20 protein-coding genes are annotated in these 20363 nt (G+C 48.7%); 9 read left to right on the plus strand and 11 right to left on the minus strand.

From position 1 onward, the window contains the following. The first annotated feature begins 42 nt into the window (after positions 1 to 42). A complete protein-coding gene (locus tag L2713_RS07840; protein ID WP_248967511.1) occupies positions 43 to 1467 on the plus strand; it encodes a cytochrome C biosynthesis protein in 1425 nt (474 codons plus the stop codon). A gap of 98 nt (positions 1468 to 1565) precedes the next feature. Next, on the plus strand, positions 1566 to 1751 hold the full coding sequence (locus L2713_RS07845; protein WP_011621607.1) for a hypothetical protein: 186 nt from the start codon (positions 1566 to 1568) through the stop codon (positions 1749 to 1751). 120 nt (positions 1752 to 1871) lie between these two features. Here the strand turns inward: L2713_RS07845 and L2713_RS07850 are convergent, their stop codons facing one another. From L2713_RS07850 to L2713_RS07860, 3 genes are all read right to left on the minus strand, one after another. Next, positions 1872 to 2162: a hypothetical protein gene (locus L2713_RS07850; protein ID WP_011621606.1), complete on the minus strand. Its 291-nt coding sequence runs from the start codon at positions 2160 to 2162 to the stop codon at positions 1872 to 1874. A 61-nt stretch (positions 2163 to 2223) separates the two neighbouring features. Further along, positions 2224 to 2748 (minus strand): class I SAM-dependent methyltransferase, encoded by a 525-nt coding sequence (locus tag L2713_RS07855; RefSeq protein ID WP_248967512.1) that lies wholly within the window; start codon positions 2746 to 2748, stop codon positions 2224 to 2226. Continuing rightward, on the minus strand, positions 2745 to 3155 hold the full coding sequence (locus L2713_RS07860; protein WP_126511826.1) for a hypothetical protein: 411 nt from the start codon (positions 3153 to 3155) through the stop codon (positions 2745 to 2747). Before L2713_RS07860 ends, L2713_RS07855 begins: the two co-directional genes overlap by 4 nt. Before the next feature lie 502 nt (positions 3156 to 3657). Here L2713_RS07860 and fccA point away from each other — a divergent pair. The 3 genes from fccA to L2713_RS07875 all read left to right on the plus strand — a co-directional run bounded on the left by fccA (position 3658) and on the right by L2713_RS07875 (position 7488). Further along, complete coding sequence (gene fccA, locus L2713_RS07865; protein WP_248967513.1) at positions 3658 to 5448, plus strand: fumarate reductase flavoprotein subunit FccA; 1791 nt, start codon at positions 3658 to 3660, stop codon at positions 5446 to 5448. 245 nt (positions 5449 to 5693) lie between these two features. Then, positions 5694 to 6683 carry a lactate dehydrogenase LdhA gene (gene ldhA / locus L2713_RS07870; protein ID WP_011621602.1) on the plus strand — a complete coding sequence of 330 codons (990 nt, stop codon included), beginning with the start codon at positions 5694 to 5696 and terminating at the stop codon, positions 6681 to 6683. Positions 6684 to 6750: 67 nt separating this feature from the next. Then, entirely contained in the window at positions 6751 to 7488 is a 738-nt protein-coding gene (locus tag L2713_RS07875; RefSeq protein ID WP_248967514.1) for a dienelactone hydrolase family protein, read from the plus strand. Between the two features lie 90 nt (positions 7489 to 7578). On the opposite strand, the gene L2713_RS07880 is transcribed toward L2713_RS07875, so the two are convergent. Together L2713_RS07880 and L2713_RS07885 are read right to left on the minus strand one after the other, a co-directional pair. Then, complete coding sequence (locus L2713_RS07880) at positions 7579 to 8124, minus strand: DUF3332 domain-containing protein (protein WP_248967515.1); 546 nt, start codon at positions 8122 to 8124, stop codon at positions 7579 to 7581. Between the two features lie 248 nt (positions 8125 to 8372). Then, positions 8373 to 8918, minus strand: coding sequence for a mechanosensitive ion channel family protein (locus L2713_RS07885; RefSeq protein WP_248967516.1), 546 nt, complete (start codon positions 8916 to 8918; stop codon positions 8373 to 8375). Between the two features lie 100 nt (positions 8919 to 9018). On the opposite strand from L2713_RS07885, the gene L2713_RS07890 reads away from it, so the two are divergent. The 4 genes from L2713_RS07890 to ahpF all read left to right on the plus strand — a co-directional run bounded on the left by L2713_RS07890 (position 9019) and on the right by ahpF (position 14126). Further along, positions 9019 to 9762: a spermidine synthase gene (locus tag L2713_RS07890; RefSeq protein WP_011621598.1), complete on the plus strand. Its 744-nt coding sequence runs from the start codon at positions 9019 to 9021 to the stop codon at positions 9760 to 9762. A gap of 89 nt (positions 9763 to 9851) precedes the next feature. Next, a complete protein-coding gene (locus L2713_RS07895) occupies positions 9852 to 11387 on the plus strand; it encodes a leucyl aminopeptidase (protein WP_248967517.1) in 1536 nt (511 codons plus the stop codon). Positions 11388 to 11729: 342 nt separating this feature from the next. Continuing rightward, positions 11730 to 12299, plus strand: coding sequence for an alkyl hydroperoxide reductase subunit C (gene ahpC / locus L2713_RS07900; RefSeq protein ID WP_011621596.1), 570 nt, complete (start codon positions 11730 to 11732; stop codon positions 12297 to 12299). Positions 12300 to 12548: 249 nt separating this feature from the next. Further along, the gene (ahpF, locus tag L2713_RS07905) at positions 12549 to 14126 is read left to right on the plus strand and encodes an alkyl hydroperoxide reductase subunit F (protein ID WP_248967518.1); all 1578 of its coding nucleotides are present in this window, start codon (positions 12549 to 12551) and stop codon (positions 14124 to 14126) included. Between the two features lie 310 nt (positions 14127 to 14436). Here the strand turns inward: ahpF and L2713_RS07910 are convergent, their stop codons facing one another. The 6 genes from L2713_RS07910 to brnQ form a co-directional block, all read right to left on the minus strand. After that, complete coding sequence (locus L2713_RS07910) at positions 14437 to 14856, minus strand: GNAT family N-acetyltransferase (RefSeq protein WP_248967519.1); 420 nt, start codon at positions 14854 to 14856, stop codon at positions 14437 to 14439. Between the two features lie 13 nt (positions 14857 to 14869). After that, positions 14870 to 15199: a hypothetical protein gene (locus L2713_RS07915; RefSeq protein WP_248967520.1), complete on the minus strand. Its 330-nt coding sequence runs from the start codon at positions 15197 to 15199 to the stop codon at positions 14870 to 14872. A 38-nt stretch (positions 15200 to 15237) separates the two neighbouring features. Continuing rightward, a complete protein-coding gene (gene recJ / locus L2713_RS07920) occupies positions 15238 to 16962 on the minus strand; it encodes a single-stranded-DNA-specific exonuclease RecJ (RefSeq protein ID WP_248967521.1) in 1725 nt (574 codons plus the stop codon). A gap of 92 nt (positions 16963 to 17054) precedes the next feature. Beyond that, positions 17055 to 17780 (minus strand): bifunctional protein-disulfide isomerase/oxidoreductase DsbC, encoded by a 726-nt coding sequence (dsbC, locus tag L2713_RS07925; RefSeq protein ID WP_011621591.1) that lies wholly within the window; start codon positions 17778 to 17780, stop codon positions 17055 to 17057. Between the two features lie 150 nt (positions 17781 to 17930). Further along, positions 17931 to 18833: a site-specific tyrosine recombinase XerD gene (gene xerD, locus L2713_RS07930; protein ID WP_109286508.1), complete on the minus strand. Its 903-nt coding sequence runs from the start codon at positions 18831 to 18833 to the stop codon at positions 17931 to 17933. Between the two features lie 82 nt (positions 18834 to 18915). Continuing rightward, a complete protein-coding gene (gene brnQ, locus L2713_RS07935; RefSeq protein ID WP_248967522.1) occupies positions 18916 to 20331 on the minus strand; it encodes a branched-chain amino acid transport system II carrier protein in 1416 nt (471 codons plus the stop codon). Positions 20332 to 20363 lie beyond the last annotated feature (32 nt).

Below are 20363 nucleotides of genomic sequence, written 5' to 3' on the forward strand. Positions count from 1 at the left end.
GAACCGTTTTAATACCTATAACCCCACTATTGTGGAGGCGCTATGACTAAATACTTAACCAAATTCGCTCTACTATGCACCCTTGCATTGGCCATGCTGAGCACACCAAGCTGGGCCGAAGAAGCCAATAATGCGGATCAAACTTGGCATTATGTGAACGCCCAAGGTGAGCTGAAGATCAAACTCTATTTCTTTTGGTCGAAAACCTGCCCACACTGCGCCGAGGCCCATCCCTTTATCGACTCGCTGCCGCAGAAATACCCTTGGATAGAACTCGAATCCCATATGGTTTCGGCTCCTGGCGTACAGGACATTTGGCAAGGTATCGCGGCTAAAACCACTACCGAAGCCCGTTCTGTGCCTTATATGGCAAGCTGCGAGAAAGCCATTGTCGGTTATTCCAGCGAGGCGGTGACCGGTGAGTTTTTAGTGAACCGCCTGAAGAACTGTTACTTATCCCTTGGCGGTCAGCTAAGTGAAGCGGATATGCCTACTACAGGAACGCCTGCTGTTGCACCGACCAATAGTGAGCCCCTATTTGGCACCTGTGGAACCGACTCAGGCGAAGGCACCTGTGATGCCACCAGCCTTGCAAGTACTGACCAAGCCGAAGTACAACCCGTTGAGTTACCACTTGTAGGTGTAGTCACACCCGAGAGCATGTCACTTCCCCTGCTGACCTTAGTGCTGGCGGGCGTCGATGCCTTTAACCCCTGCGCCTTCTTCGTGCTGCTGTTTTTACTGTCGATTATGGTTAACGCTAAGAGTCGCAGCCGTATGCTGTTAGTTGGCGGTATCTTTGTGTTCTTCTCAGGCTTTATTTACTTCCTGTTTATGACGGCCTGGCTAAACATCTTCCAGCTATTAGGCGCAGGCAGTGATGGCGGGATGATCATTCTAGCCGCAGGGATCCTAGCCTTGATCGCAGGCACGATAAACGTGAAGGATTACTTCTTCACAAAGGGCGATGTCACCCTATCGATGTCGGCTGAAAACCGCACTAGCCTTATCAAACGCATGGGCAAGCTGTCGAACTCCAGCAGCCTAGGCGCACTGATTGTCGGCTCAACCGTGCTGGCCATTTTGGCTAATGCCTACGAGCTACTCTGTACTGCGGGCTTCCCGATGATTTATACCAGCGTGCTATCCATGCATAACCTGCCGGACATTGAGCGCTATATGTATTTGGTTTTATACAATATTGTCTATGTAATCCCTCTCGCGATTATTGTGATTGTGTTTAGCGCTACCTTAGGTAAACGCAAACTGACCGAAAAAGAGGGCCAAGCACTCAAGCTGATGTCCGGTGTGATGATGTTTGGTATGGGTGTCGCGCTAGTATTAGATCCCACAGCGCTGCAGAGTGTTGGGCTGGCACTGGGATTAATTCTAGGTTCATTGGGCTTAACCGCCATCATAGTACTCAGTCGTAAGTTACTCACGGCAAAAGCGAATAAAGCGGTATAAGCAATAACAGGGTTTTGGATTGGCAAACTTGGGATAAAGGACTAAAGTAAAACCTGAGCTTGCCGATACAAAGACTCAGCTTACAATTGAGGTTAGTTATGTCTATTTCACTGAACACCCAAGCTATCACGCCTAACTTAGAAAATGGTGCCGTTGGCGTTAAAGTGGCGCAGTTAGCCAAAGAGCAGCAAAAGGCGGAAGGTCAAATTGCCGTTGATTTAATTAACGCAGCCACACCTCAACCCGTGGGAAATACCGGCCACAATATCAACACTACGGCCTAACCCACCCGCAAGAGATTGATAAAAAGCGCCCCGAACATCGGGGCGCTTTTTTTTATTTAAGGAATTCGAATGGAGTTAAGCCATTTGAACGGGCTAACTTGAGGCTCCACAGGCTCAGCCCTAAGAAAAGGCATTACCATTGACATGCATAATGGTGAATGTCCACACCACAAACGCGAGTGGAATATGCACTAAGGCGTAAAAGCATTGATCCAACCGACTCATTCCCTTGGCCAGCCAAATCAAATACAGATGCAGGCCAATCACCACAGGGAACAACATAAATAACGGATACAAGGCAAAAGGGCTGGCATCGGCTAATAGGCTATGACTCAACAGCGCCCAAGCCACCATCAGCGCCGTGGTTAAAGGTGGCGTGGCAACACGATACTGCTCTGGATACGGGAACATCCTTGGCCTCTTACACTTCTTCAATACTGATACGGTCAGTCGCCCCGCGTTGGGGTGACGTCTAGGGTTTTCGTGCGATCAGCTGCGCCTTGGCACTTTCAGTACCAGCAGCATCGCTTAACCGACCTTCAAAGTAATGCAAAGGTTGCCAGTTAGCAAATACGGATTGCAGTTCGTTCTCTGTGAGTAAAAAATCGGGGTTGCGAGGTCGACCAATTTGCGCCTGTTGCCAAGTAAAGGTCTCATACACAATCAGTCCGCCGGACTTTAGGCTCGCAGCGATTTGCGGGAACAGTGGTCGATGTAAGTAATTAAAGACTAAAACAATATCAAAGAACTCTTGGGGTAACTGAGGCGCGCTGCCGTCTTCTAAATTCCACTGCCATTGATGTGCTTTGTCGTGTGTCTGCTCAGCCAAGGCACTCAAATCCTGGTCGATAAAGGTCACTTCACAACCTTGGGAGAGAAACCACAGACCATTTCGGCCCGAACCACAGGCTAAATCCAATACCTTAAACCCTGTAAGCTCTGGCCATGAAAACTGGGTAATTAAGCTCGAGACATTGCTGAGTGTGGCGTGTGTCATCCCTTTATCTCTTTTTTAGTGTCTATCTGTTTGCGATGCACTATCGAATAGTGTCTCAGCCCCGACGGGCCATGGGATACTATCACAGATAAAAATAACACTAAGATAAACAGTTCAGGCTTGTAGTTGGCAAGCGGCACAAATAGGCAAAGTAGCCCTAATTTCCCAAGAGTTAACACGCCTTTCAGTTGAATTAACCAACGCCAATCTCGAATAATTTCCCACAACATCAATATGCTGCCGGTCCCCATCGCCAGATACCAATAATTCAACCAGAGGGATTTATCGACGCTCAATAATATTCCGCCGCCCGCTCCGGCAATACCCAATATATGTAAAGCTCTTAGGGTTGTTTTACTCAGCCGCTGTACCCAAAAACGTCTTTCAGACATCTGCTGCCTTGCCATAGATTTAACCCCTTAGCACCACTCAAGTAACATTTTGGAAAAATATATTCTGCATTCTCAAAAAACACTGGTGAGATTTAATTATTTACTGAATACTCAGGATAAATATTCGAATATTTACACTAAATAATCAAATCAAAAATAAACCATAAAATTTAGTACGTTAAAATAAAACACTCCTACTAAGCCTTTATTTTCTCACATCAATTCAGCAATGATAATTTAGCCCATCAAAATATGTTAACTCACGCAAGTTATACCGTATTCACTGAGTGATTAACTTCAATTTCGTTAATATTTTCAGCCATGTTGCACATTTCAAATATGTAATTCCTTTTGCAACAATCGTTATGTGACCTAAGTACGCATATACCTCTTTAGATAGTGGTAAATTTGTTCATGGAGAATACTCTAAAAGCGCGTGAGCCACGTAAAATATAAATATCACGCCATGATGAATAACCCTTATTAAGTAGATGAAATGTACGGCGGAGGAACGATTATGTTCACAAGAAAGATTCAAAAAACAGCACTAGCCATGCTGATCTCTGGTGCAATGGCAGGCACAGCCTATGCCGCGCCAGAAGTACTAGCCGATTTTCACGGTGAAATGGGCGGCTGCGATAGCTGCCACGTATCAGATAAAGGTGGCGTGACTAACGACAACCTGACCCATGAAAATGCCCAATGCGTTAGCTGCCACGGTGATTTAAAAGAACTGGCCGCTGCAACGCCAAAAGATAAAGTTTCTCCGCACAAATCTCACTTAATTGGTGAAATCGCTTGTACCAGCTGCCACAAAGGCCACGAAAAATCAGTGACTTATTGTGACGCTTGCCATAGCTTCGGCTTCGATATGCCCTTTGGCGGCAAGTGGGAACGTAAGTTTGTGCCTGTTGACGCAGACAAAGCGGCTCAAGATAAAGCCATTGCCGCTGGCGTGAAAGAAACCACAGACGTCGTGGTTATCGGTTCAGGTGGTGCAGGTCTTGCTGCCGCCGTTTCAGCCCGTGATGCAGGCGCGAAAGTGATTCTGTTAGAAAAAGAACCTATCCCAGGTGGTAACACTAAACTGGCTGCCGGCGGTATGAACGCTGCAGAAACTAAGCCACAGGCTAAGTTAGGTATCGAAGATAAGAAACAAATCATGATCGACGACACCATGAAAGGTGGTCGTAACATCAACGATCCTGAATTAGTGAAAGTCCTGGCCAACAACTCTTCAGACTCTATCGATTGGTTAACCTCTATGGGTGCCGACATGACTGACGTGGGCCGTATGGGTGGCGCAAGCGTTAACCGTAGTCACCGTCCAACCGGTGGTGCGGGTGTGGGTGCACACGTTGCACAAGTGCTGTGGGACAACGCCGTTAAACGTGGTACTGACATTCGTTTAAACAGCCGTGTTGTCCGCATCCTTGAAGATGCAAGCGGCAAAGTGACCGGCGTTTTAGTGAAAGGTGAATACACTGGCTACTATGTGATCAAGGCCGATGCCGTCGTGATTGCTGCCGGTGGTTTTGCGAAAAACAACGACCGCGTTGCTAAGTACGATCCTAAGTTAAAAGGCTTTAAAGCGACTAACCACCCAGGTGCAACCGGTGACGGCTTAGACGTTGCGCAGCAAGCGGGCGCCGCAACTCGTGACTTAGAATACATCCAAGCTCACCCAACTTACTCACCAGCCGGTGGTGTGATGATCACCGAAGCGGTACGTGGTAACGGTGCTATCGTGGTTAACCGTGACGGTAACCGCTTCATGAACGAAATCACGACCCGTGATAAAGCGTCTGCAGCGATTCTGCAACAGAAAGGCGAAAGCGCTTACCTCGTATTCGATGACTCTATCCGTAAGAGCTTAAAAGCTATCGAAGGTTATGTTCACTTGAACATCGTTAAAGAAGGCAAAACCATCGAAGAGTTAGCGAAACAACTCGATGTGCCTGCCGCTGAACTGGCGAAAACCGTCACTGCTTACAACGGTTTTGTGAAATCAGGTAAAGACACACAATTCGAGCGTCCAAACCTGCCACGTGAAATCGCCACTGCGCCTTTCTATGCCTTAGAAATCGCACCAGCGGTTCACCACACTATGGGTGGTATCGTTATCGATACTCAAGCCGAAGTGAAGAGCGATAAAACCGGTAAACCTATCAGCGGTTTATACGCTGCAGGTGAAGTGACTGGTGGTGTTCACGGTGCTAACCGTTTAGGTGGTAACGCCATCTCTGATATCGTGACCTACGGCCGTATCGCGGGTGCATCTGCCGCGAAATACGCGAAAGATCACTAATATCGAACGTTTCTAGGTTAAGGGACTAACCTAAGGCTCACATAGCACGACCCATTTGAGCCCAGCTTGAATCTTCAAGCTTATCAGTACAAGCGAGCCGTCAGGGGCTCGCTTTTTTTATGATTTTTTGTGCAATTGATGACAAAGCTCACTCTTTTTACGGGGTAAATTCATCACCAGAGGACAAACGTCGCCGAGTCACATACACTCAGTGCCAGTAACAATGTAACCTTTAGGTGATTGAAATGAGAATTGGATTTTTTAGCGCAAAACACTACGACATGCAGCATTTTAACCGTACAAATGCCGCATTTGGTGCGCAAATTGAGTATTTCGATTATCGCCTCTGCATGCAAACCGTTAAGCTTGCCGAAGGTTTTGAGGTGGTGTGCGCCTTTGTTAACGATTCACTCTGTGAAGAAGTGTTAGTCGAGCTTGCCAAAGGTGGCACGAAAATCATTGCCATGCGCTGCGCGGGTTTTAACAATGTCGATTTAGTCGCCGCCAAACGCTTAGGCATGCAAGTGGTCAACGTACCCGCGTATTCCCCCGAATCTGTGGCCGAGCATACTGTCGCCTTAATGCTGACCTTAAACCGTAAAATCCATAAGGCCTACCAGCGCACCCGTGATGCGAACTTCTCCCTCGAAGGCTTGGTCGGTTTTAATATGTTTGGCAAAACTGTCGGCGTAATAGGCACAGGTAAGATTGGGGTCGCCACGATTAAAGTATTGCTCGGTTTTGGCTGTAAAGTGATTGCCTTTGACCCCTACCCAAATCCTGCGGTAGAAGCGCTCAATGTGGAATATCAGGATCTGGATACCATTTACGCCAACAGCGATATTATCAGCCTGCACTGTCCATTAACCGCCGATAACCACCATCTGCTGAATAAAGAAAGCTTTGCCAAGATGAAACCCGGCGTCATGGTGATCAACACCAGCCGCGGCGGTCTGCTCAACGCCTTCGATGCGATGGAAGCCTTAAAGCTCGGCCAGATTGGATCCTTAGGGCTCGATGTGTATGAAAACGAAAAAGAATTGTTTTTCGAGGACAAGTCGAACCAAATCATTCAAGACGATGTGTTCCGTCGCTTATCCGCCTGCCACAACGTGATTTTTACCGGTCACCAAGCCTTCCTCACCGAAGAAGCGCTGGGCGCGATTGCACACACAACCCTGAGCAATGTCAAAGCCCTACTCGCGGGCGAGCGCTCTGGTAACGAACTGTTTTAACTGACAGAACCATACCTGACTGCTAAAGTGAGGCTTCAACATTGAAGCCTCACAGAGGAAACTAAATATGTTAGTGACTCAGCAAACTCAGGATATCAACACGCCCACAGGGCCGATGCGCACTTATGTCTATCGCCCAGATGCCCCAGGGCAATTCCCCTGTATCCTCTTCTATTCTGAGATTTTTCAGCAAACTGCGCCCATTGCCCGCACTGCAACTATCCTCGCTGGCCATGGTTTTGTGGTGTTAGTGCCAGAAGTCTTCCATGAGCTTAATCCGATAGGCACAGTGCTGGCCTACGATGATGTAGGTAAAGATAAAGGCAATGCCGATAAATTTGCCAAGCCCTTAGAGCAGCACGACAGCGACACCCAAGCCCTTATCGATTTTGCCCGCCAGCAAAGTTATTGCACCAGTAAAGTCGGCAGCATGGGCGTGTGTATTGGCGGCCACTTAGCCTACCGCGCCGCACTCAATCCTGAGATTTTGGGGGCGTTTTGCCTCTATCCGACCGACATTCACTCTAATACCCTGCCCTGCGCCTATAGCAATGATTCACTGAGTCGCAGCGGCGATATTCAAGGGGAATTAGTGTTAGTATTTGGCAAGCAAGATCCCCATGTATCACCCGAAGGGCGGGTATTGATCCACCAACAGTTGATGGCTAAAAACCGCAATTTCAGTTGGTTAGAGGTTAATGCTCAGCATGCCTTTATGCGTGATGAGGGTGAGCGCTACGATCCCGCGCTGGCGCTGCAAATGTATCAACAATCCGTGGCGTTTTTTCACCGAGTATTGAGATAGGCGAAAGTATCAAGCCAACCCCTTAACCAATATGATTAATGGGTTGGCTTAGCTAAATGCTTAACTTTAAGAGCTTAAGCCTCTTAATCTTTACACCTCAGGACTTACCTGCCCTTGTAGACGGCTTTGGCTATAGGCCACCAGCTCTTGGTTGCTCACCCGGGTAATAAACGTATCGTCGAGGAAGAAGTCCACATCATCCCCAGATTTACGGCCCGACAATAACTGAGAGCTGCCATCTTCGTAGGCTAACGTCATAGTGACTGTGTGCTCATCGGGATAGGCAATTTGCGCCTGAGTCAGTTTAACGGGCGCCGATTTCAGCTCATCACTCACATGGGGATTCACCTTAAAAATCGCGTCCACCGGCATATCAACTACCGCGGGCGATTTATCGGTAATCGGATTCTTACCCGTCCAAAACTCAATAGTGTTAACAATAAACAAATCGCCCGTCGCCGCCAGACCATACACAGGGCTTAACAGAATAAATAAGCCCGCGCGGCCATAACGGTTGTCCACCGCACTTAAGTTGCCCTTAGTCACCATTTGGCTCAGGCCCATTTGTCCCATACAGCCAGTTAACTGAGTGGTTAACAGCGCGCCGATCGTCACAGCTAAGAGTTTAGATTTCATCAGGTTTGCTCCAATTCGCTAAAAACAAAAACATGAATTCTAAGGATTAGGCAGGGCTAAACCGTGCGACGGGACACAAACCAAGGTAAACAAAAGGGAGTGGATGTAAGCAAGAACGCTGATTTTGTTATGAAAAACGCATCAAGAGAGTAAAGCTCACGGGAAGATAATAAAACTGAGTATCTCCCCCGGCGCCGACAACAGTTTGCTAATAAATGTACTGCTGCGGCGCACGAATGCAAGAAGACCTACTCGAGATCAAAGCGCTTTTTCCCCTCCTGCAATGCTTGACGCTCGTGGAGCGGCGCCTGATCCGCCAGCTTTAACACCGCCTTTTGCAGCATCAAGTTGTTGGGATAAGTGATGGTATCGCCATTATCCCTGAGGATAAGTACATGAAACAGCGCGATTTCAATAATCACTCCGCTGATATCTTCATCCTTATCCACCACCCGAATACGTTCACCAATCCGATACGGGAACACAAAGAAAATCAGCACACCAGCGGTTAAATTACTCAGTATCGACCACTGAGCGACTAAGGCGACGCCCATCACCGCAAACGCGGAGGAGACAAACAGCGACACGTCCTGATAACCCAAGCCGAGGGACACCGCCATCAAAGACAAAGTGATAAAAAACATCACATAGGAAATAAACCGAGTGACAAGACTGGTACGGGCGGCACTCACCTGCTTCATCAATGAGAGTTTTTTCACCCATTGAGTTAAGGCACGCTGCAAAAAGAGAAACACCGCAAGATAAATACAGGCAAGCAGGATTTGATTTGTCATAATAGCCACTTAAAAAACGAAACCAGCTGAATTCTAACTTTTTTGCACCAGCAGTTATAGAGTCCCAAATCAGCCCAACGCAAATAGAGTAATAAGTACTATGGCCGACGCAACTTTACTACATGAAACCCAAGATGCCCTAGGGCCGATCCGCGTGCTCGACTATGGTGATACCCGCGTGCTGTCCTTTGGCGACAACGATGAGCAGAGCAAAATTCTTAAAACCGCACCGCATATTCCGCAGCATACCTATGTGCAAGGCATGCTACTGGTGTTGTTGTTTTGCCAACCCAAAAGCGCCATCGTACTCGGCCTTGGTGGCGGCGCCCTCATTCATGCCCTGCGCCGCTTCGATGCCGCAATCAAACTTACTGCGGTTGAACTTCGCCCGGCGGTGATTGAACTTGCCAAGCGTTATTTTCAATTACCGATTGGCAAAAAGCTTAATCTCATCAACGAAGATGCCGTCGCCTTTATGGCATCGGCCGAGCATAAAAAGGTCGATGTGATTTTTGCCGATATCTACAGCGCCAAAGGGGTCGACACAGGGCAACTCTCGCCCACTTTTCTTCAGCAGTGCACACAGCTAATTAAACCCAATGGTTATTTAGTGTTGAATTGCTGGAAGGAGCACAGCCAAAATCGCGAGTTACTCGCCGATCTGCAGCACCATTTTGCCCACGTGCATGCCTGCCTCACCAGCGGTGGCAACTGGGTGATTTTTGCCAGCCAAACACCACAATCTTTGGGGGCGTCGGCGCTGAAAAGTCAGGCGCAAACCCTGTCACAACAACTGGATTTTGCCCTTGAACGTTCACTGACTCGTTTTGGCCCTTGGATTTAAGATTAATCTCAGTCAAATGGCTTAAATTAGTTAACCCTAAGACTCAGCTTTGCTATGCTTCACACTCTCTATTGATATGAGCTGTCACCATGAAAAATAAGAATAAATTTTTGTTAAGCGTTATGGCGCTGGCGTGCCTTAACTCTCTCAATGCTAACGCCGAAACCTTTAGTTTTGACACTCGTAACTCACTCAATTCCGACACATTAGTGCTGTTCCAAAGCGCTGATTCGACAACCTATAGTCTCGATTTTTTACCCCAATCGACTCAAGACCAACTTAACCTTGCGGTCGCCGACAACAGTTTTGCGGGTAAACGCGGTGAAATCCTCGAAATCCTAGTCCCGAGCGAAATCGACGCTAAGCGAGTATTATTGGTTGGGATTGGCGATGCAAAAACCTTAACACCCGGTGAAATCAATACATTAGGTGGCAATATTGCCGCCAAGCTTGAAACCGTGCCTCAAGCGACAGTGCGTGTGCTGACCCAAGGCTTAAGTAACACGCCGCTATTTGGCTCAGAACTGGCCCACGGCATTGAGCTGCGCAGCTACCGTTACACTCAATTTAAAGCCAGCAATCGCGCCGAGAAGAACTATCAAATCGGGGTTGATGACTTAAGCCAAAACCAAAAACACCATAAGAATCTGCAAGCTATCGAAGCGGGTGTGTTTTTAGCGCGGGATCTCACCAATGCCCCGGCTGGGATCATGTATCCCGAAAGCTTTGCTAACGAGGCGCGTAAACTTAAGTCCCTCGGCGTAAAAGTCACAGTACTTGAAGCCAAAGACATTGAACGCTTAAACCTCGGCGCCTTAGCGGCTGTGGGTAAAGGCAGCGAGCGTCCGCCTAAGTTGGTTGTCGCCCACTGGCCCGGCAGCAAAGAAGCGCCGATTGCTCTGGTGGGTAAAGGCATTACCTTCGACTCTGGCGGCTACAATATCAAGGCCACAGGTACCTCTATCGCGCGGATGAAGTCCGATATGGCGGGCGCGGCGACCGTGCTCGGTACAGTCAAAGCCATGGCCATTCAAAAGGCGCCGGTAAACCTAGTCGCGATTATGCCGATGGCGGAAAACATGGTGTCGGGACATGCGATGATCCCAGGCGATGTGATTAAAACCGCTCAAGGTCTCACGGTTGAAGTGCTCAACACCGATGCCGAAGGCCGTTTAGTATTAGCCGACGGCCTCTGGTATGCCCGTGAGAATTATCGCCCTTCGATTATCGTCGATGTGGCGACCCTCACAGGCTCGAAAGTGGGCGCGCTGGGTAGCGTTTATGCGGGATTGTTTACCGATTCGGAGCCGCTGGTGCAGCAGCTCACCTTTGCGGGTCAACAGGTGGGTGAAAAAGTCTGGCGCTTGCCGTTAGATCAAGCCTACGACGATGAGCTGAAATCCACCATCGCCGATTTAAAGAATACTGGTAAAGAGGGCAGCGCGGGGGCATCGTCTGCCGCCATGTTCCTCAAACGCTTTGCGGGTGAGCAACCTTGGGCTCACCTCGATATCGCTGGCAACGCCTTAACCGCCACCGATACCGCCGTCGTGCCAGCTGGCGCCACGGGCTATGGCGTGCGCCTGCTCAGCACTTGGTTAACTCAGCCTAAGGCGCAAAACTAACGCTATATTGTGAGTTAACTAGATCCAAACCCACTCAAGCCGAGTCTGTGGCTGGTTTGAGAAGCTAGATTAAGGGATATCGTCGATATCCCTTTTTTATTGCCCTGCACTTGTGCCACTTCATTAAAGTAAACAATCAATTAGCCGCTAGGGCGCGCCTGTACTGAAAAAATCGATTAATCCTCGATCTCAAACCCGCTAAATTCGATAAAACCGATTAGGATGATAGTTTTTATGCGTTATATTTATCATTCTGGGCTGGGTAATATGCTTCACATCAACGGGACACAAGTTAAGTGCCTCGTACTTAATTCACCATAATCAACTAAATGGAAGCATAAAATGACTCAGTCAATTATCAACAGCACAATCAAACCATTCAAAGCCACTGCTTACCACAATGGTGAGTTCGTTCCTGTAACTGAACAAGATCTGTTAGGTAAATGGTCAGTTGTATTCTTCTATCCAGCTGACTTCACTTTCGTTTGCCCAACTGAATTAGGCGACATGGCGGATCACTACGCTAAGTTACAATCTATGGGCGTTGAAGTTTACTCAGTATCGACTGACACTCACTTCACTCACAAGGCATGGCACGATACTTCTGACACCATCAAGAAGATCAACTTCCCAATGCTGGCTGACCCAACTGGCGTGATCAGCCGTAACTTCGGTGTGATGATCGAAGAAGAAGGTTTAGCACTGCGTGGTACTTTCGTTATCAACCCAGAAGGCCAAGTGAAAGTTGCTGAAATCCATGACTTAGGTATCGGCCGTAGCGCTCAAGAGCTGGTTCGTAAGATCCAAGCGGCTCAATACGTTGCCACTCACGATGGCGAAGTTTGCCCAGCTAAATGGCAACCAGGTGACGAAACCTTAGCACCATCTTTAGACCTAGTAGGCAAAATCTAATCTAGCCTAACAAGAGTCAACCCCGCCAACCTAGCATCTCAAGCTAGTTGGTACTGCAGTAAGGTGGCAATTGCACGAATCCCCATGAGCTTAGTTTCTAACTTAGTCGCTAAGTGATTGGGGTGAGTGATGCAGCCAACGCCACTGCGGTGCCAAATAGGAAGAGATAACCGCCCCCTGCAAGGTTCTAGGTTGGCACCCTCGCGTTTTTCTCTCTTTTCAATTTTTTATACTGATTTTGGAGTCATCATGTTAGATGCGAATTTGAAAAATCAACTGCAAACCTATCTGCAAAACCTCAAGAGACCAGTTGAACTTGTCGTGTCAGCAGATGAGGGCAAAAAGTCTCAAGAATTAAAAAGCTTAGCCAATGACATCGTTAGCCTTTCAACATTAGTGAGCCTCAAAGAAGCTCAAGGCCCCCGCACGCCAGCGATGACAGTGGTTAACCCAGAACTCAATACTCAGATTAGCTTTGCTGGTCTGCCTATGGGTCACGAATTTACCTCACTCGTGTTAGCCCTGCTGCACACGGGTGGACACCCCATCAAACTCAGCGACGAAATCATTGAGCAGATCCGTAATCTGCCTGGCAAATATGAGTTTGAAACCTATGTGTCACTGACCTGCCAAAACTGCCCTGATGTGATTCAGGCGCTGAATATGATGGCCGCGATCAACCCGAACATCACCAACGTGATGATCGACGGCGCCCTGTTCCAAGATGAAGTTGCCAGCCGTAATATCATGGCCGTACCGTCTGTGTACTTGAACGGTGAAGTGTTTGCCGCGGGTCGCATCAGCATTGGTGAGATCTTAAATAAACTCGATACTGGCGCGGCCAGCCGCAAAGCGGAAGAACTCAGCCAAAAAGCCCCATACGAAGTCTTAGTCGTCGGTGGTGGCCCCGCTGGTGCTGCGGCAGCGATTTATGCTGCCCGTAAAGGTCTGCGTACTGGTGTGGTGGCCGATAAATTCGGTGGCCAAGTCGCCGAAACTGTTGGTATCGAAAACTTTATTTCGGTTAAAGCGACTGAAGGTCCAAAACTGGTGGCTAACCTTGAAGCCCATGTGCGTGACTATGAAGTCGATATCATGGATAACCAAAAAGCCGTTAAACTGGCGAGCGATGGTTTATTCGAACTCGAACTGGCAAGCGGCGCTAAACTGCGCAGCCGTACCATACTACTGGCAACCGGTGCCCGCTGGCGCGAAATGAATGTCCCCGGCGAGAAAGAATACCGCGGTAAAGGCGTAGCCTACTGCCCACACTGTGACGGCCCATTGTTTAAAGGCAAACGTGTTGCAGTGATCGGTGGCGGTAACTCAGGTATCGAAGCGGCAATCGACTTAGCCAACATCGTTGAGCATGTCACAGTACTCGAGTTCGATAGCAAACTGCGCGCCGATGATGTGCTGCAACGTAAAGCGGCCTCTATGGGCAATATCCATATCATAACCCAAGCGATGACCACTGAAGTAACAGGTGACGGTACCCGTGTAAACGGCCTGAACTACACCGACCGTGCAACGGGTGAAAGCCATCATATTGTGCTGGCGGGAATCTTCGTACAAATCGGTTTAGTGCCCAATGCCGAATGGTTAAAAGGCACTGTGGATTTGACTCCTCGCGGCGAAATCATCGTCGATGAGCGCGGCCAAACCTCAGTACCAGGCGTATTTGCCGCAGGTGACGTGACGAACTCACCTTACAAGCAAATCATCATCGCCATGGGTAGTGGCGCCAATGCCTCACTCGGTGCATTTGATTACTTAATTCGCCATAGCGATGACAGTACCGAGACCACAGCGACTAAAGCGGCTTAATCGTTAACCGATTAATCCCCTCACTAAAAAGCCAGCTGATGCTGGCTTTTTGTTTTTAATAGCATTTATTTCGAGTCTTGTGATTTTATCGACCGCTTTAAACCATGGTATAAACTGGCAAATACGAAGGTTGAAAACAACAAGATTAAGCAAAGCACTCTCACCCAAGGCACTTGTCCCTCGAGTAAGCCATTCAAAAAAGCGGAAGAAACCATAAAACTGACAAAATAGACATAATGTAGTTGCGTCATCTGGATTTCCTTATCTTAACCATAACTATTTCAACGAGGATAGCGCCAACAATCCTGTTCTACAGGTAAGCATTCTCAAGCCGAATTTGCATTAAGGTTTCAGGTGTATCGACCGCTTTGAAACCAAACTGAGCATAGAGTCCATGGGCATCGCGGGTAGCGAGCATTATGCGCCTTAATCCTTGCAGATCAGGATGTTCCATAATTGCTGCCATCATCATCTTACTTAAACCTAAGCCGCGGTGAGATTCGAGGACAAACACATCGGCAAGGTAGGCAAAGGTGGCTTTATCGGTAATCAGTCGTGCAAAGGCAAGCTGTTGATTATCCTTATCAAACACCCCAAAACATAAACTGTTACTAAGCGCCTTTCGCAAGAGTTCTGGCGGCATACCCTGCGCCCAATAACTGTTGGAAATAAAACCATGGATAAGCTCAAAATCCATTTCCGTTTGCGCTGTACTGACCCGGTATTTCATCACTCGCCTCGATTTAGCTGTTGTTGACGCTTACCAATAGCATGAAAGCCATGGCAAATAACACTAATTTAGCTAATGAATACAAGGCTCCCGCCAGAGTGCCACCGCCATGGTTAGTAAATGCCAAGTGGCGATTGATTTCATATTTAAATAAATGGGCGAGATGACGATAAGCCAAAAAGTAAAGCAGTGAAGCGGCAGGCCAAATGCCAATAATCAGCATTTGGCCCTGTTCCTTGGTCGTCAAAAGTGCTGACAGAAAGGGAATACTCATAAACGCCGCATATATCCAAGCGAAACGCTTGAGTAACTGACGAATTTTTTTATCCGATAACGGCTTCAACTGAACTCCTTTTCATCTTACTTCCACGCAATCACTGACTACATTGGCTCGATTTGCTCGACCATCAACTGCAGGGTGAAATTACCGCGATATTCGTTCACATCCAGCTTATAGACGATGCGCGCATGTTGAATCGTCGCATCGGGCCAAGTGTGTAAATCCACATTAAAGGCAATCGCATCTAACATCACGGTACTGCATGGGGTTTCAAGCACTAATTTAAGGTGGCGCTCCCCCACGATCCGCTGCTGGATAATCTTAAAATAACCATCGAATAATGGCTCCTCGAAGGACTGACCCCAAGGTCCCGCATTACGCAGCAACTGGGCGATTTCGAGGGTAAGTTCCGTCGGCGTTAATTCACCATCGGACCAAAGCTCACCCGTGAGCTGCTCAGGCTTTAACAGTTCACGCACCGCATCATCATAGGCTTTAGCAAAGGTTGCGAAGCCACCGGACTTTAAAGTTAAGCCCGCCGCCATCGCATGGCCGCCAAATTTGCTGATAAGCCCTGGATGGCGGGAGTTAACCAACTCCAGCAGATCGCGCATATGCAAGCCTTTGATGGAGCGCGCCGAGCCTTTAATCTCACCATTCCCCGCGTCGGCAAAGGCGATAACGGGTCTGTGGTATTTATCTTTAATCCGTGAGGCAAGAATACCGATAACCCCTTGGTGCCAATCCTCTTGAAAGAGGGCAATACCCCACGGAAGTTGCTCTTCATTAAGCTTTAGATATTCAAGACTTTTCAGCGCCTCTTGCTGCATCCCGACCTCAAGCTCACGTCGCTCTTGGTTGAGGCTATCGAGTTCTGCCGCCATCCGCCTTGCATACATGATGTCTTCACACAGCAGGGTTTCAACGCCTAGCGCCATTTCATCCAGTCTGCCGGCGGCATTGAGCCTAGGCCCTACGGCAAAGCCAAAGTCCGAGGCAACAATGCGAGCAGGATTACGTTTGGCCACTTCGAGTAAGGCGGTAATGCCTACGCGGCATCGACCACTGCGTACCCGCTGCAATCCCGCCTCGACCAGAATACGATTGTTGGCATCGAGTGAGACCACGTCGGCCACAGTGCCAAGGGCGACAATATCCAGCAGAGTGCCGAGATTAGGCTCGGCAATGCCGCGGGCTTGATACCAATGACGAGCGCGCAGCTCTGCCCTGAGCGCCGTCATCAGATAAAAGGCGACCCCGACGCCAGCAATGGATTTACTGGCAAACTGACAACCGGGCTGATTGGGATTCACTATGGCATCGGCCGCCGGTAACTCATGGCCGGGTAAGTGATGGTCGGTGATCACCACCTGCATGCCAAAGGCCTTGGCGGCGGCTACACCCTCAATCGAGGAAATGCCGTTATCAACAGTAATCAGTAATTCTGCCTGTTTGGATGCCGCCACGGCGACAATCTCAGGGCTCAGGCCATAACCGTAATCGAAACGATTGGGGATCAGATAATCGACCTTACTCGCGCCCATCATCCGCAGCGCTAGCAAACACACACTGGTCGAGGTAGCGCCGTCGGCATCAAAATCGCCGACGATCAGTATCGACTTATCCTGCTGCATCGCATCGGCAATTAGCTTAGCTGCTTGTTCTAAGCCCTTCATTGTATCGGGTCTTAACAGGCCTTTGAGCACCAGTTCGCATTCGTTGGGCATAACACCACGGCGGGCGTAAAGCTGTCTTAATAACGACGGAAGGTGAGCGGGTAAATGGCTATCATCAACGGTTGGACGACGGACTATCTTATGGTTCAAGGGAGCAAACTCTTAAGCAATCATGGGGCTAAGATAACAAAAAGGTGAGCCTTAAGCTCACCTTTAATGGGATAAATTTATCCGAAACCGGATTATTTGCGAGCTTCTAAGGTACGCAGTAGATCGGCAGGTGGTTGATATCCTGGGATCATATTACCGTCTTCCAATACGATTGCAGGCGTGCCGTTAACGCCAAAGCTGGTACCTAGCTCGTACTGCTCGGCAATCTTGGCATCACAGGTCGCGGCGGATACTTTTTTGCCAGCCTTAGCTTCTGTCATGGCCTTTAATGGATCCTTAGCACACCAAATAGCCTGCATCTCATCGGCATTGGCAGATGGTACACCAGCACGTGGGAAGGCTAAGTAACGCACAGTAATGCCGAGCTTGTTGTAGTCTGCCATTTGGCTATGTAACTTACGGCAGTAGCCACAGCTCACATCGGTAAACACAGTCACAACGTGTTTTTCATCCTTGGCTTTATATACCAGCATATGATCTTCAAGCGGCTTCATCATCGCCAGACGAGGGCCAGCAAGCGCCGCTTCCGTCAGGTTTTTCATGCCCTTATCAATATCGTATAAATTACCGTGGAACAGTTTTGAGCCATCGCGGCTGATATAGAGCACGCCACGGTTGGTCATGGCTTGATATAAACCTTCGATGGGTGAATCCTGCATTGAAATCACTTCAACGTCTAACATCTCGCTGAGTTTTTGCTTAATCGCAGCTGTGTCGGGAGTGGTCGCCGTAGCGGCGCTGGCCAGAGGCGCAACAACAAGCGCGAAAACTAAAGATAATGCTCGGGTCAACTTCATGGGACTTCCTATTAAGTAAATCGCTACTGCGACATATGGGTCATCTTAGTAGACCCTGTATGGGGGCAAAAAGTTACAGACAAGCTAGATAGAATGCAAATTTATACTGTAACTAAATTCAACCATTCGCGGTTTTGTGAAGGAGCCAACTTAACCGCGAGGATGATGCTGTTGGTGCAACTCTTGTAATCTCGCTCGCGCCACATGAGTATAAATTTGAGTCGTCGATAAGTCACTGTGACCTAAGAGTAATTGTACCACCCTAAGGTCGGCGCCATGGTTGAGTAAGTGGGTGGCAAAGGCATGGCGCAGAGTATGGGGTGAAAGTTCGGTTTCGATGCCGGCGCGGCTCGCATAGAGCTTGATCCGATGCCAAAAGGTTTGCCTCGTCATCATCTGTGCTCGCTTCGAAGGAAATACCACATCGGACTGGATATTGCCCAAGAGTTCATGGCGCGCAAAGCTTAAGTAGTGCTCAACCTCGGTAATGGCCAGCTCGCCCATGGGCACTAAGCGCTCTTTACCGCCCTTACCCACAATCCGCACTAAACCTTGGCGCAAACTCATCTGCTCCAGAGTGAGCCCCACCAGCTCACTCACCCGCAATCCGGTGGCGTATAAGAGTTCAAGCATGGCTTTATCACGGCACTCGACGGGGTCGTCCACATTGGGCTCGGCCAGCAATCTATCGACCTGTGACTCACTTAAAGAATCGGGCAACTGCCGACTCAATTTGGGCGATTCAATCAGCGCCATAGGATCGCCAGCAATCTGTTTGGTCTGCAATAAATAAGTGTAAAAGCGCCGTAAACTACTGAGTAAACGTGCGCTACTGGTGCGGGCAAATTGTTGTTCAACTCGGTAGGCTAAGTAGGCGCGCACATCGGCTTGCCCCACCTCGATTAACCGCAGGCCTTGGCTCTGTTGATAGCGGTCAAAATGGCGTAAATCGGTGCGATAGGCACTCAAGGTGTTATCACTTAAGCCCTTACTGGACCAAAGATCATCGAGAAAGGCATCGATAAGCGGATCGCACTGATAGGTTTTAGCCACAAAAACTCCATAAAAAAACGGCGTATTCTAAGGATACGCCGTTGATATTAACTCAATTGTTCTGCTTGTGGCAGCGTCTTGTTTATGCCGCGCTGACCGCTTTCGCACCGCCGCGGCCAAACAATAAACACAGCACGATCACGACTAAGGTGGGCAGTAACCACGCCATGCCTTCTTCGTACAGTGGCAGGATAGACAGTGTCGGAGACATACCGCTGACGAGATCGATAAAGCTCTGCGCCGCTTCGGTGATGCCTTTACCGTCTTCACCAGTGAGGCCTTTCGCTGCGACTTTCATCCCATCGAAAATACCAAATAGCAGGGCTACAGACAGTGCTGCACGGTGGGCAAACTGTGGACGCGGGAAGTGTTCGGTCAAGAAGGTCACCGCCACTAAGGCAATCGCCACAGGGTAAACCGCCATTAACACTGGAATACTGATAGCAATTAACTGAGACAGGCCCACGTTTGCGATCAAGGCGCAGATGGCGCTCAGCAAAACCACTAAGAAACGGTAAGACAGCTTTGGCATCAGCTCATTGAAAAACTCAGAGCAGGCACTCACTAAACCGACCGCCGTGGTTAAGCAGGCTAAGGTCACAACGGTAGACAATAATACTGTGCCTAAACTGCCAAACTCACGAGTCACATAGTTAGTTAAAATCTCGCCACCGTTTTTAGCACCTACGGCAATATCACCCGCCGTCGCACCTAAAAAGAACAAAGAAACATAAACAAATGCTAGACCTGCCGCCGCAATAAAGGCTGCGCGGATCAAATATTTAGTTTGCGCGCTAGGTTGGTCAATCCCCTTTTTACGCAGCAGATCGATAATCAACATACCAAACATTAACGACGCTAGGGTATCCATGGTGTTGTAGCCTTCGAGGATACCTTTGGTCAGCGGATGGTTTTGGTAGTCACCCACGGCCACGCCAACATCTGCAGCGGGCAAAAACACCACGGACAGGGCTAAACCCACCAGCAATAACAACAGGATAGGCGTTAATACTTTACCGACGCTGTCGAGTAATTTACCGGGGAACAATGCCAGCAGCATAGTCACAGTAAAGAAGCACAGGGTATAGATAAGTTGCGACAGATTTAGCGACAAACTGCCGAGCATAATGGTCGCGCTAGTGTTGTCGATAAAGGGCTTAGCACCGATTTCATAGGCCACCAGACCCGTACGCGGCGCCGCAAACGCGGGCCCAATAATGATATAAATAGCGATGGCCAATGCGGTTGCCGCAAACACTGGTAGCATAGCCATAACCTTACCTTGAGCCTTAGCAACAGCAATGAGCCCCACTAAAGGTAAACCTACGGCAGTGATGAGAAAACCTAACATAGCAAGGGGCATATTCTCCCCGGCCAACATGCCCGCAAAGGGTGGAAAAATTAAGTTACCCGCCCCCAAAAAAAACGCGAAGGTCATAAAACCTAAGCCTAATGTATCCCCGATACTCATCTGATTGTCTTGCACGGAAAGCCCCATCTTGTCTTATTGTTTTTAATAAACTTAAGTGA

It is taken from the genome of Shewanella seohaensis (assembly GCF_023283775.1).
GTDB lineage: Bacteria > Pseudomonadota > Gammaproteobacteria > Enterobacterales > Shewanellaceae > Shewanella > Shewanella seohaensis.